Here is a 15,617-nt window from a genome sequence, read left to right as displayed (position 1 = left end):
GCTACTCCAATAACTGAATAGAGAAGCTGACGATGCAGTACTTCTTTCAGCAGATCGTCAACGGCATCGGGGATGGCGCGATCTACGCGTCGCTGGGCCTTGCCCTGGTGTTGATCTACCGAACGACGAACATCGCCAATTTCGCCCAAGGCGAGATGGCGACATTCTCCGCCTATCTCGCCTGGCAGATGGTCGATTGGGGCGTGCCGCTGTGGTGGTCGTTTCTCATCGCAATCATCCTGTCGATGGTGGTCGGCGTGCTGGCCTACTTGCTGCTGGTCCGGTGGGTTCAGCACCGGGATGAATTGACGATCGTGATCGTGACGCTCGGCCTGTTCCTGGCTTTCAACAGCTTCGACGGCGCGATCTGGGGATTTCTGCAGCTCTCATTGCCGAGCCCGTTCCCCGAGAAGAGCTTCGCCATTGGCGCGTTTCGGTTCAATGCCGAACTGCTGGGCACGATCGCGCTTCTGATTGCGATCTCGACCTGCATGTTCCTGCTGTTGCAGCATACGCGGCTCGGCACCGCGCTCCGCGCCTCGGCCTCCAACGCCACCTCCGCGATGCTGGTGGGCGTCCCGTTCACGGCAATGATGGCGATCGGATGGGGACTGGCAGCCGGGCTCGGGGCGGTCTCGGGCCTCTTGGTCGGACCGAAGCTGACGCTCGATCCCAACATGATGGGCGCCATCATCATCTACGCCTTCGCGGCGGCCGTGGTCGGCGGATTGACGAGCTATCGCGGCGCGGTTGTTGGCGGCGCCATCGTCGGCATCTCGCAGGCACTATCGATGGCTTATCTTCCCTGGCTCGGTTCCGATCTGCAGATCCTGCTGCCGCTGATGCTGATCGTAGCTGTGCTGATCATCAAGCCTGAAGGTCTGTTCGGCAGCACCGTGGTGGTACGCGTATGAGCAGCATCGGAATTCCCGCCACGCAATCGGTCCGGCATGGCGAGGTGGTCGTCACAAAGATCGGCGTCGGCTTCGTTTTGGCAGTGATCCTGCTCGGCATGCCGCTCGTGATCCCCGAGTATCAGACATTCCAACTGACCGGCGTGATGACCTATGCCGTGGCGGCGCTGGGCCTCAACCTGATCACCGGCTATGTCGGTCAGGTCTCGCTCGGCCACAATGCCTTCTTTGCTTTGGGGTCGTATGCCGCCGTGCTTAGCGTCGCGTATCTGGGCGTCAACGATGTCCTGGCGGTCCTGATTGCGGCAGTTGTCACATTCATCGCCGGCGTGCTGGCGGGTTATCCGGCCAAACGGCTGCGGGGACTGTATCTGGCCTTGATCACGCTGATCCTCGCCGTATCCGTCGTCCCGCTGGTCAAGCAGTTCAAGGCCTATACCGGCGGCGCGGCCGGCCTGATGGTCGACAAGCCGGTGCCGCCGGCATGGTTCACGCTGGGCCAGGACGCATGGATCTATTACATGGTGCTGGCGTTCACCGTCGTTGTCTTCTGGCTGGTCAGGAACTTCGTCGGCGGCAGTAATGGCCGGGCGCTGGCCGGCATCCGCGAAGGCGAACTCGCCGCGTCGTCGATGGGCGTAGATGTCAACAGACTCAAGGTGATCGTGTTCGGGGCCGGTTCGATGCTGGCGGGCGTTGGTGGCGCACTTGCGACTTTTACGATCGGTTTCATTGGCCCGGACTCGTTCACGCTGATGCTGTCGATCAGCTTCCTGGCGGCGATCGTCGTGGGCGGGCTCGGAACGATCTGGGGAGCTTTGGTCGCCGGCCTGTTCCTGCAGTTCGTGCCGTCCTATGCCTCGGATCTCGGTCAGGCGTTCTCCGGTGCGGTCTATGGTGGTATCCTGATTGCATGCATGACCTTGATGCCGAATGGGATCGTCGGCTCACTAATGAAGATCATCGGCAATCGGCGCGAGGCCAGGAAAGCTGCCGATAGAACTGCTCCGAAAAGCGCCGAGAGAACGGCCGTGAAAGCCGCTGCCGACAGGGGCGTACGTGCCACCTGATCGCTCCGCCGGCTGCTCATGAAGGATGCGGCTCGGCCGGTGGTCGCTATAACGATGGAAGGAAAGACCATGACTGTACAAGTGCAAATCAATGGAAGGCTGAAGGCATCCGTGAGCGAGGCGGACAGCTCCGTGCGCCTTGGACCGACGCTTCAACTGTTGAATGGCGAATGGGTCGGCAGCGTCGATGGTCGCACGCTGGCGGTCGAATGCCCCGCCACCAAGAAGACGATTGCCCACACCCCGCGCGCGTCCGGGCAGGATGTCGAACGCGCGGTGATCGCTGCGGAAAAGGCCTTCGTGAGCTGGAAGAAGGTGACGCCGTCTCTGCGCGGCAGGGCGCTGCTCAAGATCGCCGACGAGCTTGAAGTCCGCGTTGAAGAGTTGGCCCGCATCATCGCCCACGAAACCGGCAATGCGCTGCGTACCCAGGCGCGTCCGGAGGCGCTGACCTGCGTGGAGGTCTTCCGCTACTTTGGCGGTCTGGCAAGCGAACTGAAGGGCGATACGCTGCCGCTGGGCGATGACATATTGAGCTACACGAGGCGTGAGCCGCTCGGCGTTGTTGGCGCGATCGTGCCCTGGAACGCGCCGGCGACATTGTCGTCGATCAAGATCGCGCCGGCCGTGTGCGCCGGCAACACGCTGGTGCTCAAGCTGGCCGAAGACGCGCCGTTCGCCGCCTTGTTCATTGCCGAAATCTGCAATCGGCATCTGCCGCCAGGCGTGTTGAATATCGTGACCGGCCTTGGTCCAGAATGCGGCGCAGCGCTCGCCACCCATCCGCGCATCAGCAAGGTGTCGTTCACCGGCTCGACCGCGGTCGGCCGCAGCATCCTGGCTGGCGCGGCGGACCGCATCGTGCCGGTATCGCTCGAGCTTGGCGGCAAAAGTCCAGCTATCGTTTGCGAAGATGCCGACGAGGATTGGGTCGTCCAGGGCGTTGCATCCGCGATGCGCTTCACGCGGCAAAGCCAGTCATGCACCGCCGGATCGCGCCTGTTCTTGCACCGGTCGATCTACGACAAGTTTCTCGACAAGCTGGTCGCGCTGACGAACAGCTACAAGATCGGTAATCCGCTCGACGAAGCCACCGACATGGGGAGTCTGATCAACAATAAGCAATATGGTCGGGTCTGCGGTTACATTGAAGACGGCATCAAGAACAAGGACGTCAAGCTGATCGCCGGCGGCCTGCCACCGAAGGAGGGCCCGTTGAGCGCCGGCTATTTCACCATACCGACGCTGTTCGCCAGCACGTCGAACAACTGGCGTCTCGCGCAGGAGGAAATCTTCGGCCCGGTGCTGGTGGCGATCCCATGGAGCGACGAGGTCGAGGTGCTGAAGATGGCCAATGACAGCCACTACGGCTTGGCCGGCTATGTGTTCTCACGCAACACGTCGCGCGCCATCCGCATGGCCCATGAGATCGATTCCGGCTGGGTCCAGGTCAACCAGGGCAAGGGCCAGATCATGGGCCAGCCCTATGGCGGGTTCAAGCAGAGCGGGCTCGGCAAGGAAATGTCGCTGGGTTCGATGCTCGAGGGCTTTTCGCGGCTGAAGACCGTAACTGTCAACTTGACGCTCTGATCGGCTTGCCTGGATTGGGGGAAACCGGGTACCGGTTTCCCGTCGATGATGGAACGCGCTTTGCGTGGAGATCATGCATGGAGGCAGACTGAAGCGCGATCGCTATTCGAACTGAAGCTATTTCCTTTTACGTCGGGGACCGAAACGTGTCGACCATGGCCCGGACGATCGCCTTCCGAAGTTGCCCAGGACCCATGTAGTGACCGAAATGAAGGTGAGCGACCGCATTTACAGTGTTGTCGAAAGGCAGATCAGCCAGCGCGAGTTGCTGCCTGGGGATCCGGTCGACGAAGAAAACCTGATGAGCCAGTTCGGCGTGTCGCGTACGCCGGTGCGCGAGGCCATTCTGCGCCTCAAGGCCGAGGGGCTGGTGTCCAGTATCTCCCGCGGCGGCGCCATCGTCTCGAAGATGGACTTCGCGCAGCTCCTGTCGGTGTGGGAGTTGCTGGCGGAGCTCGAAGGCCTATCGGCCCGCTACGCCTGCGAACGCATGACTAGCAAGGAGCGCGAGGCCTTGGCTGACGCCCATAAGGCGTCCCGCAGCGTTGTCGAACGTAACGACGCGCTCGGCTGGCAGCAGGCCAACATGGCGTTTCATGAGGTGCTGTACGCGGGATCCCGCAATCCGTATCTCCGTCAGGAGATCCTGCGGATGCGCACGCGAACCAGCGCCTATCGCAATCATTCGTTCGATGCGATGGGCTACATCAGTAAAGCTTATCAATATCATGGCCTGATCCTCCAGGCCATTCTCGAACAGGATCCATCCGCCGCCGCTAAGGCGGCTACGGCGCACCTGACGCCCGGCGAGGGAGCGCCTGGCGTGATGGAAATCATGCATAAGCTTCCGAAGGCTCTGCTAGGATGAGCCACTGGCCGCCTGCTGAGAACAGGCTAGCCGATTTCAGACCCGGACTCGATCCGGCATGGTGGGATCGCCGCTTTCCGCCTCGGCGAACCCCGCCTGCAGAACCTCCTCGCGCTTGTGACGGAGATGGGTGCGCAAGATATGGGAGAGGCCGACGCCGTCGCGACGCTGCAGCGCGTTGAGGATCGCTTCGTGCTCATGAAGCGCTAACGCCCAGCGGTCGGATGTCATCGGCGTGACATAGCGCGCGCGCCGAATACGCGCCGTGACCGAATTGTACAGACCGATGAGCACGGGATTGCCGGCCGCCGCAACGATCGCCTCGTGAATGGCCCGGTTGCAGCGGTAGTACTGAATCAGATCGCTGTTACGATAATGATGTGCCATCGCGGCATGCGCAGCGGCAATCTCACCTATTTCTTCCTCAGTGATGCGCTCACACGCAAGCTCGCCGGCCAGGGCTTCGAGCCCTTGGCAGACCTCGAACAGGTCACGCATGTCCTTGTCGGTAAGCCTGGCTGCGCGGGAGCCGCGGTTTGGCAGCAACTGCACAAGGCCTTCGGCCGCCAGCACTTTGAGGGCTTCGCGCAGCGGCGTGCGCGAGATCTGCAGCCTTTCGCATAGATCGCGCTCGGGAATCCGAGCGCCAGGCGGTATTTCGCCGTCGAGCAGGATCGCGCGAATGCGGCTGACGACCTCCTCATGCAGCATTTCGTCGAGCCTCCAATTTTGAATTCAAAATGGAAGAATACCTACAGGATGGCGGCAGTTCCAGCTTGATAAACCCAAATTTTGCATTCAAAATTGTGAAAACGATTGGATCGAGGAAATGGATCAGGACGTGGCGGAAGATCTCGTTTTCGAGGTCGCGAGCGGCATTGGACGGGTCACGTTCAATCGTCCTCAGGCCAGAAACGCCTTCACTTTCGAAATGTACGAGCGGCTCGCCGAAATCTGCGAGCAGGCGAACAGCGATCAGGCAATCAAGGTGCTGGTGCTTCGCGGCGCTGGCGACAAGGCCTTCGCCTCGGGAACGGACATCAACCAGTTCCGCGCCTTCACGACGCCGCAGGACGCACTCGATTACGAGAACCGTATCGACCGCGTGCTCACCACGCTCGAGCAGTGCAGGGTGCCGACGATCGCCGCGATCAACGGCTTCTGCACCGGCGGCGGTGCCGGCATCGCCGCGGCCTGCGATCTGCGCATCGGCACCAGAAGCGCGCGGATCGGCTTTCCCATTGCCCGCACGCTCGGCAATTGCCTGTCGATGTCGAATGTCAGCCGGCTCACCGCCCTTGTTGGACCGGCGCGCGTCAAGGATTTGATCTTCACGGCGCGGCTGGTCGAAGCCGCCGAGGCCGCGGCGATCGGCCTGCTCACGGAGGTGGTCGACGATCTCGCGGCGCTCGACGGGCGTGCCGATGAGGTCGCTCGGCTCCTTGCCGGCCACGCACCGCTGACGCTCAGCGCGACAAAGCAGGCGGTCGCACGCTTGCAGAAGCGGCTGACGCGCGATGAGGGCGAGGACCTCATCGTCATGTGTTACATGAGCGAGGATTTTCGCGAGGGGCTGGATGCGTTTCTCAACAAGCGCGCACCGCAATGGCGCGGGCGATAGGGATATGACGATGCAAGGCAACCAATCGCAGTCCGCTGCTCGCCCGCAAGGACCGCTCGCCGGCCTCAAGGTCGTCGACCTCACCCATGTCATGGCGGGACCGACCTGCACGCTGATGCTCGCCGACATGGGCGCCGATGTCATCAAGATCGAGAAGTGGCCGAACGGCGATGACACGCGCCATTCGGTGCCGCCGAAGATTGGCGACGAGGCGGCCTCGTTCCTGATGATGAACCGCAACAAGCGTGGCGTGGTGCTGGACCTGAAAACCGCCGGCGGCAAAGAGGTGCTGCGGCGGCTGATCGCACGTGCCGATGTGCTGGTCGAGAATTTCGCGCCGGGTGCGATGGAGCGGCTGGGCTTCGGCTATGAGGCGTTGCACGATGAGTTCCCGGCGCTGATCTATTGCTCGCTCTCGGGGTTCGGCCGCACCGGACCCTACAAGCATCGCCGCGGCTTCGATCTGGTCGCCCAGGCCATGAGCGGGATCATGAGCTTCACTGGCGAGCGGCCAGACGGCCCGCCTGTGAAGTGTGGTCCACCCCTATCGGATATTACCGCGGGCCTCTTGGCCTGCATGGGAATCCTGGCTGCGTACACGCATCGACTGAGGACCGGTGAAGGGCAGTGGGTCGAGACCTCGCTGTATGAGGCGGCGCTGGTGCAGACCTACTGGCAATCGACCATCGCGCTCGCCACCAACACGGCGCCGCGCGCGATGGGCTCGGCGCATCCGCTCAACGCGCCATACCAGGCATTCGAGGCTTCGGACGGCTGGCTCGTTGTCGGGGGCGCCAATAACAAGAATTGGCTGTTGATGCTGGAGGCGCTGGGCGCAACCGAGCTTGCATCCGATCCGCGCTTCGTGACCGGCGCTGATCGCATGGCGCATCTGAAGGAGCTCGAAGCGGTCTTGAGCGAGCGCTTCCGCGCGGGGACACGGGCGCACTGGCTCACGGTCTTGGGAGGGAAGGGCGTGCCATGCGGTCCTGTCCACGACATGCTGGAAGCGCTGAACGATCCGCAGACGCTTGCGCGCGAGATGGTCGTGGAGGTCGAGCATTCGACGCTCGGACCGGTGAAGACGATTGGGCTCCCGGTCAAGTTCTCGGTGACGCCCGGGAAAGTGCGTTCTGGCGCGCCGGTCTATGGCGAGCATACGCGCGAGGTGCTGTCCGAGTATGGGTTCGATGACAGTCAGATCGAAGCGCTCGAGAAAGAAGGCGCAATCGTCTCGGCAGCCATCGGTCGATAAAAGCAGCTCGTGTAACGTCGCGATAGGCCGATACGACAAACAAAACAGGCAAAAAATCAGCCGGAGGAAACCATGGACGTCACGTCGAGATTCCTGCTGCCTGCCGCCGCAATCCTGCTCGCCGGCACGATTCCGGCGGGCGCGGCCTGGCAGCCGCAGAAGCCGATCGAGTTCGTCGCGACCGCAGGGCCGGGCGGCGGCACCGACAATCTGGCGCGTGCGGTCCAGAACATCATCACCAAGTACAAGCTGACCGACCAGCCGATCGTGGTCGTCAATAAGGGCGGCGGCAGCGGTGCGGAAGGTTATGTGTACGGCAAGGCTTCGGCCGCCGATCCCCACAAGGTGATCTTCGGCACGTCGAACGCATGGCAGCAGCCGCTCGTGTCCAAGGTCGCCTTCAACTACACCGATCTCACTCCGATCGCCGCGATGGCGCAGGATGAGTTCCTGCTCTGGGTCAAGCAGGACGCGCCGTACAAGACGGTCAGCGACTATCTGAAGGCGGCGGCCGCGAATGAATTCAAGATGGGCGGAGCGCAGTCGAAGGATACCGACGAGGTGCTGACCCGTATGATGGAAAAAGTCGGGCACATCAAGTTGACCTACATTCCGTTCAAGAGCGGCGCCGAGGCCGCCGTGCAGCTCGCGGGCGGTCATATCGACTCTCACGTCAACAACCCCTCTGAAAGCCTGGGGCAATGGCGCGGCGGAACGCAGCGCCCGCTCTGTGTCTTCAGTCCTAAGCGACTGTCGCAGGGGCCTAAGGTCACCGCGACCGAAGGCTGGAGCGACGTGCCGACCTGTGTCGAACAGGGACTCGACATCTCGCAGTATGAGCAGCCCCGCACCGTCTGGCTGCCCGGCAAGGTCACGCCGGAGCAGACTACCTTCTATGTCGAACTCATGAAGAAGGTGCGAGCGACACCGGAATGGAAGGACTACATCGAGAAAACCTCGCAGGTCGACACCTTCCTGACGGGGGCCGAGTTCGACAGCTACATCAAGCAGGACCTCGAGCACATCAAGCAGGTCGCGGCCGAGCAGGGGTGGCTCGTCAAGTGAGCCGGTCGGCCACGTCGAGCGAAGCTATCAGGGCTTAGCGCCGGGCTGGAGCAGATCGATGGTCTCACGCCGTGCTCTCGAAATTGCAACCGCCATTCTCACCGGCGGCTTCGGTGTCGCCGTGGTGGTGTCCAGCTTCGACAACGGCATCGGCTGGGCGGCCGCCGGAGTCGATGCCGGCACCTTTCCGTTCCTGACCGGTGTGATCATCGTTGCTGGCAGCCTCTACAATCTCGCCCGCGGTGTCCTGCCGGGCGGCACGCTGGCAAGCGTTCCCGTGGCCATCACAGGAACCGAGCTGCGCCGCCTCGCAGGGCTGTTCGTGCCTGCCGCTCTCTTCGTGGCGCTGATCCCGATCGTCGGGATGTATGTGGCCTCAGCCGGCTACGTCTTCGCTGTGCTGGCGCTGCCGAGGCATCAATCGCTGCTTCGCTCGCTGGCGATGGCATCGGCCACGCCGCTCGCGCTGTATGTGGTGTTCGAGCGCATGTTCCAGGTGACGCTGCCGCACGGCGCGCTCGCCGCCGCATTCGGGCTCTAAGGGGGAGAGCGAATGGAAAATCTCCAGGAGCTCCTGCACGGCTTCACGATCGCGGTCACCGTGCCGCATCTGGTGCTGATGGTGATCGGCGTCCTGCTCGGCATTCTCGTCGGCGTGCTGCCGGGCCTGGGCGCGCCGAACGGCGTGTCGCTGCTGTTGCCGCTGACCTTCGGGATGCAGCCGGTCTCGGCCATCATCCTGCTTTCGAGCATGTATTGGGGCGCGCTCTTCGGCGGCTCCGTCACCTCGATCCTGTTCAACATTCCCGGAGAGCCGTCGTCGGTCGCCACCACTTTCGACGGCTATCCGATGGCGCGCGACGGCAGGCCGACGACAGCGCTTGCCACCGCCTTCGGTTCGGCCGCGTTCGGCGCCCTGGTCGGGGTCATTCTGATCACCTTCCTCGCATCGTGGGTGGCGCAGGCCGCGCTCGCCTTCGGGCCGCCGGAGTACTTCGCCGTCTATTTCCTCGCCTTCGCCAGTTTCGTTGGCATGGGCGGCGCGGCGCCGATCAAGACGGTGGTCGCTCTGGCAATCGGCTTTGCGATTGCTGCGATCGGCATCGATACCGTCTCCGGCAGCGTACGCCTGACAATGGGTATCGATGAGCTGGTGAAAGGCGTGAGCTTCGTCGTGGCGGTTATGGGATTATTCGGCATCGGCGAGCTGCTGGTTGCCGTCGAAGAGGAGTTTCACGCACGCGGGGTCTCCTCAAGGATTGACTGGAAAGAAGTCTTCCGCGCGGTCGTCCGCCTGCCGCGGCATGGCATCGCTCTGCTGCGCAGCGCGGCCATCGGATGCTGGATGGGGATCACGCCGGGCGGCCCGACCGCGGCGTCTTTCATGAGCTACGGGATCGCCCGACGCTTCTCACGGCGTGGTCGCCATTTCGGCACGGGCGAAGTCGAGGGGATCATCTCCCCGGAGACCGCCGATCACGCGGCCGGCACCAGCGCGCTTTTGCCGATGCTGTCGCTCGGCATTCCCGGCTCGGCGACCGCCGCGGTGATGATGGGCGGCTTGATGATCTGGGGCCTCAATCCCGGGCCTATGCTGTTCGTCGACCAGAAGGATTTTGTCTGGGGCCTGATCGCCTCCATGTATGTGGGCAACATTGTCGCCGTCGCGCTCGTGCTGCTCACCGTTCCGATCTTTGCGGCCTTGATGCGGATTCCGTTCGTCATCATTGCGCCCCTGATCGTGATCATCTGTGTCGTTGGCGCCTATTCGGTGTCGAACTCCTATCTCGATGTCGTCATGATGCTCGGCTTCGGCGTCATCGGCTATCTCTTCAAGAAGATGTTCTATCCGCTGGCCCCGCTCGTGCTCGCGATCGTTATCGGCGACAAGGCCGAGGATGCCTTCCGGCAGTCGATGCTGATGTCCAAGGGATCGCTCGGGGTGTTCTTTGCCAATCCTCTCGTGACGAGCCTTGTCTTGGCCGGGCTGACGCTGTTGCTGCTTCCGCTCGCGCTGCAGATCGCGCACGTCCTGCGCAAACCGCGCGAGAAGGCCCTCGCGCCAGGTCCTGAAGACAGGAGCCAGCAGAAGTTGAGGATCACATGACCACAAAGCCGCTCATCGCACTTGCGTGGTAGATCCCGCCGGCATCGGCCCTGAGCTGACGGCGAAGCTTGTCGCGACGGGAGGAGATTCGACAGTTCGCCCGGCTCGTCGTGATCGGCGACCGTCTTCGACGGCCCGCGGAGCCGACTGTTCGCATCAACGGGGCAGTTCGGCCTCGGGACAAAATGCGCCAGGGAAATGCAGCTCTTGGGGCAAAGCGGACATCGCCCGCATATGTCTCAGAATGGCTGCCAACAGAAGTCACAGTTGTTTGGTCTTGTCTAGCCCGCGAGACTCATCCTATGCGCTAAGAGCCTAAGGCAGGCGAAGCTCCATTTTCATGGCGTGGGTCGAATATGCGGAAATCAACCCGAAATCTCCCTACAACCGGTTATGCCATCCTCGTGGATGGTCGTGTGAAGACTGAATTCGCAACGAGGGACGGCGTTGAGGGCGGGGCTAAGGATTTGAAGCGGCGCTTTCCGATGCTGCAAGTCAAGGTCTACGATGCGCAAACCAAGGCGGATCGCGAAATAGACGTGTTTTGACATCTACATTAGCGCGGAGTGAACCGCTGACCCGAGAAAGTGGCGTGGCTTGTCGCCCAGCAGTTCGCAATTTTGCGCTTTCATCTAACCAGTTCGCCGCGATATATCGCCTGTCGGAGAGCATGATGATGTTTCGAAGGCAGAAGAGCAGATATCGCGCACGTGATGCACGGCAGGTACAGCAAGGGTACGAGCGCAACAAGAGTTCCGGCGGGGACATCCAGGCCCGGATTGCCGAGTTGAGAAGCATGCCGCGGGAAAAGCTCGCGGATGCGGTGTTCCTGCTCTCGATGGCGACAAAGCAGCAAAGTGAGCGGATACGACGATCGATCAAGGAGCGCGCGGAGGCCGAGTTCGAGTTTGATCCGCCACCCAACGGAGATATCGCTGGCTATCTCGCGGAGGAAGCAGTCTCGGTTTTGCGCCATCATGAGGCTGATGTGCCGACGCTCATCGATATCTTGTCTCAGAGATCGCCTGACATTGACTTCACCGTTCATCAAACGGACGCCGTTTCAATGCTTGCCGCGATGATTCGGGAACAGCGGCTCGAAGGCATTCTCGAAGGTCTCAGGCTTGCTGGCCTCCTGAACGAACCCTCAAAGAATCGTCATGCCGGTTTTAGTTCGTAGGGGCGAATCGATTGGAGGGAAACTCCGCAAGGCGCCTGCGGAGAGTCGCGCAAAGAAACGAAAGACCCCTACGCGGACTGCGATCTCTTCTGCGTCCCCGCTCGGCATGATGGCTCTCCATCTGCTCGCGCAATGGAGAAAGTCTGGCAGCCATGGCATTGTCTTTCTTGCCGAGAACGAGAACAGAGCCGAGCGGCTAGGCGGCGTCATTCATGATCTCGACCGCTCGTGCGAGGTGCTGGTTTTTCCGCGGCTGAACACCCTGCCGTTCGATCAGTTGGAGCCGTCACACGAAATCGCCGGCAGACGGAGCTCGGTCTTGCGGCGCCTCGCCAGGCCCGAGGAGCCAATCCTGCTGGTGTCCACGGCGGAGGCGGTGATGGAGCGCCTGCCGCCGCCGGCGGCTTGGTCTCGTTCAAGTCTCCATCTGAAGGTGGGCGCTACATTCTCCGAGCAGGACCTCCGGTCGCGGCTGGAGGTTCTCGGATACGACCTCGATGATGAGGCGGAGTATCCTGGCAGCGCGCTGTTCCACGGGAAGACTTTCGAGATATTTCCCGCCGGCGCACTCGGTCCATTCCGCGTGGAACATGCGGGCCAGGTGATACGGCGGATTTCGTCCTTCAACCCGACAGAGCACGAGGTTGTTTTCGAAGCGAAGGAGCTCGTCATTGATCCGATGTCGGAGCGCCTAGCGTTCGGAAGCAAACGCGGAAAGCGCGCGACACTGATTGACTATTGTGGCCGGGCCAAGTGGATCGCCGATGCGACGGTTCCGGCGCACGCCGAGAGTTGGTTGAGCACGATCGAGGAGGCGGCCAGTCGCACGGACAGGGAGCGCGAATACCTTGGCAGGCGCGAATGGAAGCAGGCCACCAAACGCATGAAGGTGCTGTCCCGCAAGGCAGCTTTCATCCCCACACCGGACTTTTCGAAGGTCGCTTCACCCAGAAAGGCTCTGCGAGCGTTCGTCGACGAGACACGACGCGCCGGTTCGCGCCTCATCTTCGTAGCGGCGCAGGAGGAAGATCTGCGCGCCATGGAGCGGATGAGTGGTGTCAAGGCTGAGCGCTTTTCGAACTGGAACGAGGCGACGGCCGGACGCAATCGCGAAGCGGCGATTCTGGCCGACTTCGATGCGGGATTTGTCGAGGCTGGCCGGAAGCCCTTGGTCGTTGTGACGGCTTCCGATGTGCTCGGGAGCAGGGCCCATCATCCGCAGCCCATGGCCAGGGCCTGGAATGCCGCCTTCGACCGGGCAGATGTGCCGGAGCCGGGCACCGTGGTCGTTCATCTGCAGCGAGGACTGGCGTTGCTCGATGGATTGCAGACGGTGGCGATGGGGGGCGTATCGTCGCACGAAACGATCCGGCTCGTATTTGCAGGAGATGATGCCGTTCTCGTTCCGCCCGCCGACCTGACCCTGATTTGGCCCTACGCATCGGAGCCCGGCGAGCTGACGCTGGACAAAGCCGACGGGAGTACATGGTGGGCTCGGCGCACCGAGGCGGAGCAGGAAATTCAAATCGCCGGAAAGCAACTCGCCAGACATATCGGTCAGCGTCGCCGGCGGAGGGCAGCCAAACTCGTACCACCAGGCCCGGCTTACGAGAGGTTCGTCGCTCGTTTTCCCTATTTCACGACGGTCGACCAGGCGAAAGCCATTCGGGACGTCCTCGATGATCTCGCATCGGGGCACCCTATGGATCGGGTCATCTGCGGCGACGTCGGATTTGGTAAGACCGAGGTTGCCTTGCGAGCGGCGGCCGCAGTCGTACTGTCGGGGAGACAGGTGGCAATCGCGGTGCCGACAACTGTTTTGGCAAGACAGCATGCCGCGACGTTTCGCAAACGGTTTGCTCCGTTCGGTATTGAGGTGGGAAGCCTGTCGCGGGCCACATCAGCGCCGGAGACACGGCGGACGAGGGAAGGGCTAAAGAGCGGAAGGCTGAAGGTTGTGGTCGGAACGCAGGCTCTCGCCTCGAAGGACGTGAAGTTTGCCGACCTTGGTCTGATTGTCATCGACGAGGAGCAGCATTTTGGCGCAGCAGAGAAGGCAAGGCTTTCAGAGCTGGCCAAGGGTATCCATACGCTTTGGATGAGCGCCACGCCGATACCGAGGACGCTCGCGGCGGGTCTCGCGGGCTTCAGGGATCTCAGTGTCATTGCGTCTCCGCCCGCTCATCGCCTTCCCGTCCTGACAAAGATCGCTCCGCTTTCGGACGCTGCCATCGTCGCGGCCTTGTCGCGTGAACAAAGACGTCACGGGCAGAGCTTCTTGATTTGTCCACGTATCCAGGATCTCGATCCGATGCTGGCGCGCGTGCAAGCGATGGCCCCGGATCTTCGCATCGTTTGTCTCCATGGCAGATTGTCTGCCGACGAAATTGACGACCGGATGATGAGTTTCGTCGAAGGCCGCGCGGACGTTCTGCTGGCGACCAATATCGTGGAAAGCGGTCTCGATATCCCACGTGCGAACACGATCGTGGTCTGCTGGCCCGAGCGGTTCGGTCTCGCGCAACTCCATCAACTCAGGGGTAGGGTGGGACGCGGTGGCATTCGCGCGTTTGCGTATCTGTTGACGGATTCAAACTCGGAGCGATCCGAGAAACGGTTGGCTGTTCTGGAGGAGTTCAATAGGCCAGGTGCGGGCTTTGCGATCAGTGCTCGAGATCTAGACCTCAGAGGGGCAGGGGATCTGCTTTCCGAGCGGCAGTCGGGCCATGTGCAGGTCTTCGGTCCCGTGCTCTACAGCCACCTTCTGAAACTGGCCTCGGAGAAAGCCCACGACAGTGCCGCCGACCTGTGGGTGCCCGACCTCAATCTTCCGATCGCGGATATGTTGCCCCCAAGCTTCGTGCAATCGGAGCCGGTCAGGCTGGAAATCTACGCTCGTGCGGCCAGGTGTCGAAGTGAGGACGAACTGGATGACTTGGAGGAGGAGACGCAGCGACGGTTCGGCAAATTGCCGCCGGCAGTCCGCGATTTCTTTGCTGCCGCAAGGCTCAGGATCGACTGCAGGCGACGCGGCATCGTAAGATTGGATGTCGGTCAGGAGGCAGTCGCCGCGACATTCCTGCCGGGACGGCTACGAAAGTCGAGAGCGCGATCGTTCCAACGCGACGGCGATAGGGTCGTCCACACCAGCGAGCGCTGCGTCGGGCCGCTTGGCAAGGCGGAAGAGTTCCTGGACCTTCTGGACGAGTGAAGCCTGAAAAGCCGCAGAGTGCGGCGGGCGATGAGCGCGAGCAACGCAACGACATAGTTACCCAACCGCTCGGAAGCAGCCGTGAGCGACGATCAGAGCTCTAAGGGGAGGGATTGGGGGCGCTGACGAGCGACTTCGGTCTTGAAAGTGTCGCACTCCTCGCTCGGGCCTTTGCTCAACTCCAAACGATGATTGAGACCGTTGGCGCGACTTGTCTGAGATACGTTGCTGTGGGCCGCCGCCGGAGCCGTCCGGCTACAGGACCGACCGCTCTTGGCGCGAAACGGACTTTCGATCGGACGCACAAGTCGCCAAAGGGCCCAGGCCGTGTGAAAATGGTGCAACTTGGAGCGCACTGGCGCATTTCGTGGCCGCCGAGCTTCTAATTCGGTGGAATCGACCTCCTGTCATCTCAGTGGCAGCCTGGAGCTTCAGGTAGGCGCTGATTTGGTCGCGCAATGGCCGGCCTCAGGCCCGCATGGCTTCCAGCAATCCGCCCACGCCCACGATCATCATCACGCGCTTCAGGTTGTAGGCGAGCACGTTGAGCGCCATCTCGGTGGCCACCTTCGGCAGCTTTTTTGTAAGAAAGTGCGTTGCTCCCATCCAACACTTCATCGTGCCGAACGGATGCTCCGCTGTCTGGCGGCGGACAGCCATTGCATTGGGGTTGTGGTCGAGCCTCGCCTGAACTTTCTCCAGAACGGCCTCGTGCTCCCAGCGTGAGATGCGGCGC

Annotated in this window: 13 protein-coding genes and 1 pseudogene; 12 read left to right on the top strand and 2 right to left on the bottom strand. The window is 62.0% G+C overall.

The features are described 5' to 3' along the window. Positions 1-32: 32 nt before the first annotated feature. The 4 genes from ACZYOF_RS15890 to ACZYOF_RS15875 all read left to right on the top strand — a co-directional run bounded on the left by ACZYOF_RS15890 (position 33) and on the right by ACZYOF_RS15875 (position 4,442). Complete coding sequence (locus ACZYOF_RS15890; protein WP_130580654.1) at positions 33-914, top strand: branched-chain amino acid ABC transporter permease; 882 nt, start codon at positions 33-35, stop codon at positions 912-914. After that, complete coding sequence (locus ACZYOF_RS15885; protein ID WP_463716340.1) at positions 911-1,984, top strand: branched-chain amino acid ABC transporter permease; 1,074 nt, start codon at positions 911-913, stop codon at positions 1,982-1,984. The genes ACZYOF_RS15890 and ACZYOF_RS15885 overlap by 4 nt, the downstream gene beginning before the upstream one ends. A 69-nt stretch (positions 1,985-2,053) precedes the next feature. Next, a complete protein-coding gene (locus ACZYOF_RS15880; RefSeq protein WP_463716339.1) occupies positions 2,054-3,574 on the top strand; it encodes an aldehyde dehydrogenase family protein in 1,521 nt (506 codons plus the stop codon). Between the two features lie 208 nt (positions 3,575-3,782). Then, positions 3,783-4,442, top strand: coding sequence for a GntR family transcriptional regulator (locus ACZYOF_RS15875; RefSeq protein ID WP_130580668.1), 660 nt, complete (start codon positions 3,783-3,785; stop codon positions 4,440-4,442). A gap of 36 nt (positions 4,443-4,478) precedes the next feature. Here the strand turns inward: ACZYOF_RS15875 and ACZYOF_RS15870 are convergent, their stop codons facing one another. Next, positions 4,479-5,153, bottom strand: a complete 675-nt coding sequence (locus ACZYOF_RS15870; protein WP_463716338.1) for a GntR family transcriptional regulator — start codon at positions 5,151-5,153, stop codon at positions 4,479-4,481. A gap of 118 nt (positions 5,154-5,271) precedes the next feature. On the opposite strand from ACZYOF_RS15870, the gene ACZYOF_RS15865 reads away from it, so the two are divergent. The 8 genes from ACZYOF_RS15865 (at position 5,272) to ACZYOF_RS15830 (ending at position 14,881) form a co-directional block, all read left to right on the top strand. Continuing rightward, the gene (locus tag ACZYOF_RS15865) at positions 5,272-6,063 is read left to right on the top strand and encodes an enoyl-CoA hydratase/isomerase family protein (RefSeq protein ID WP_463716337.1); all 792 of its coding nucleotides are present in this window, start codon (positions 5,272-5,274) and stop codon (positions 6,061-6,063) included. A 10-nt stretch (positions 6,064-6,073) separates the two neighbouring features. Then, entirely contained in the window at positions 6,074-7,318 is a 1,245-nt protein-coding gene (locus ACZYOF_RS15860; RefSeq protein WP_282528260.1) for a CaiB/BaiF CoA transferase family protein, read from the top strand. A 72-nt stretch (positions 7,319-7,390) separates the two neighbouring features. Further along, entirely contained in the window at positions 7,391-8,383 is a 993-nt protein-coding gene (locus ACZYOF_RS15855) for a Bug family tripartite tricarboxylate transporter substrate binding protein (protein WP_130580660.1), read from the top strand. 58 nt (positions 8,384-8,441) lie between these two features. Beyond that, entirely contained in the window at positions 8,442-8,924 is a 483-nt protein-coding gene (locus ACZYOF_RS15850; RefSeq protein ID WP_463716336.1) for a tripartite tricarboxylate transporter TctB family protein, read from the top strand. Positions 8,925-8,936: 12 nt separating this feature from the next. After that, entirely contained in the window at positions 8,937-10,490 is a 1,554-nt protein-coding gene (locus ACZYOF_RS15845; RefSeq protein WP_463716335.1) for a tripartite tricarboxylate transporter permease, read from the top strand. A 416-nt stretch (positions 10,491-10,906) separates the two neighbouring features. After that, the gene (locus ACZYOF_RS15840) at positions 10,907-11,038 is read left to right on the top strand and encodes a hypothetical protein (RefSeq protein WP_282528264.1); all 132 of its coding nucleotides are present in this window, start codon (positions 10,907-10,909) and stop codon (positions 11,036-11,038) included. A gap of 125 nt (positions 11,039-11,163) precedes the next feature. Then, complete coding sequence (locus tag ACZYOF_RS15835; protein WP_463716334.1) at positions 11,164-11,670, top strand: hypothetical protein; 507 nt, start codon at positions 11,164-11,166, stop codon at positions 11,668-11,670. A gap of 106 nt (positions 11,671-11,776) precedes the next feature. Further along, entirely contained in the window at positions 11,777-14,881 is a 3,105-nt protein-coding gene (locus ACZYOF_RS15830; protein WP_463716333.1) for a DEAD/DEAH box helicase, read from the top strand. A 468-nt stretch (positions 14,882-15,349) separates the two neighbouring features. Here the strand turns inward: ACZYOF_RS15830 and ACZYOF_RS15825 are convergent. After that, positions 15,350-15,617: pseudogene (locus ACZYOF_RS15825) on the bottom strand (IS5/IS1182 family transposase); the annotation flags it as partial.

The sequence above is a fragment of the Bradyrhizobium sp. LeoA1Lang genome, assembly GCF_055413685.1.
The sequence above is the reverse complement of the archived record's forward strand: the minus strand, read 5'-3'. Positions and strand labels throughout refer to the sequence as shown.

What these genes read in the sequence shown, in the direction of transcription:
- ACZYOF_RS15890 (WP_130580654.1), top strand. Translation starts at nt 33, where the DNA reads ATGCAGTACTTCTTTCAGCAGATCGTCAACGGCATCGGGGATGGCGCG.
- ACZYOF_RS15885 (WP_463716340.1), top strand. Translation starts at nt 911, where the DNA reads ATGAGCAGCATCGGAATTCCCGCCACGCAATCGGTCCGGCATGGCGAG.
- ACZYOF_RS15880 (WP_463716339.1), top strand. Translation starts at nt 2,054, where the DNA reads ATGACTGTACAAGTGCAAATCAATGGAAGGCTGAAGGCATCCGTGAGC.
- ACZYOF_RS15875 (WP_130580668.1), top strand. Translation starts at nt 3,783, where the DNA reads ATGAAGGTGAGCGACCGCATTTACAGTGTTGTCGAAAGGCAGATCAGC.
- ACZYOF_RS15870 (WP_463716338.1), bottom strand. Translation starts at nt 5,153, where the DNA reads ATGCTGCATGAGGAGGTCGTCAGCCGCATTCGCGCGATCCTGCTCGAC.
- ACZYOF_RS15865 (WP_463716337.1), top strand. Translation starts at nt 5,272, where the DNA reads ATGGATCAGGACGTGGCGGAAGATCTCGTTTTCGAGGTCGCGAGCGGC.
- ACZYOF_RS15860 (WP_282528260.1), top strand. Translation starts at nt 6,074, where the DNA reads ATGCAAGGCAACCAATCGCAGTCCGCTGCTCGCCCGCAAGGACCGCTC.
- ACZYOF_RS15855 (WP_130580660.1), top strand. Translation starts at nt 7,391, where the DNA reads ATGGACGTCACGTCGAGATTCCTGCTGCCTGCCGCCGCAATCCTGCTC.
- ACZYOF_RS15850 (WP_463716336.1), top strand. Translation starts at nt 8,442, where the DNA reads ATGGTCTCACGCCGTGCTCTCGAAATTGCAACCGCCATTCTCACCGGC.
- ACZYOF_RS15845 (WP_463716335.1), top strand. Translation starts at nt 8,937, where the DNA reads ATGGAAAATCTCCAGGAGCTCCTGCACGGCTTCACGATCGCGGTCACC.
- ACZYOF_RS15835 (WP_463716334.1), top strand. Translation starts at nt 11,164, where the DNA reads ATGATGTTTCGAAGGCAGAAGAGCAGATATCGCGCACGTGATGCACGG.
- ACZYOF_RS15830 (WP_463716333.1), top strand. Translation starts at nt 11,777, where the DNA reads ATGATGGCTCTCCATCTGCTCGCGCAATGGAGAAAGTCTGGCAGCCAT.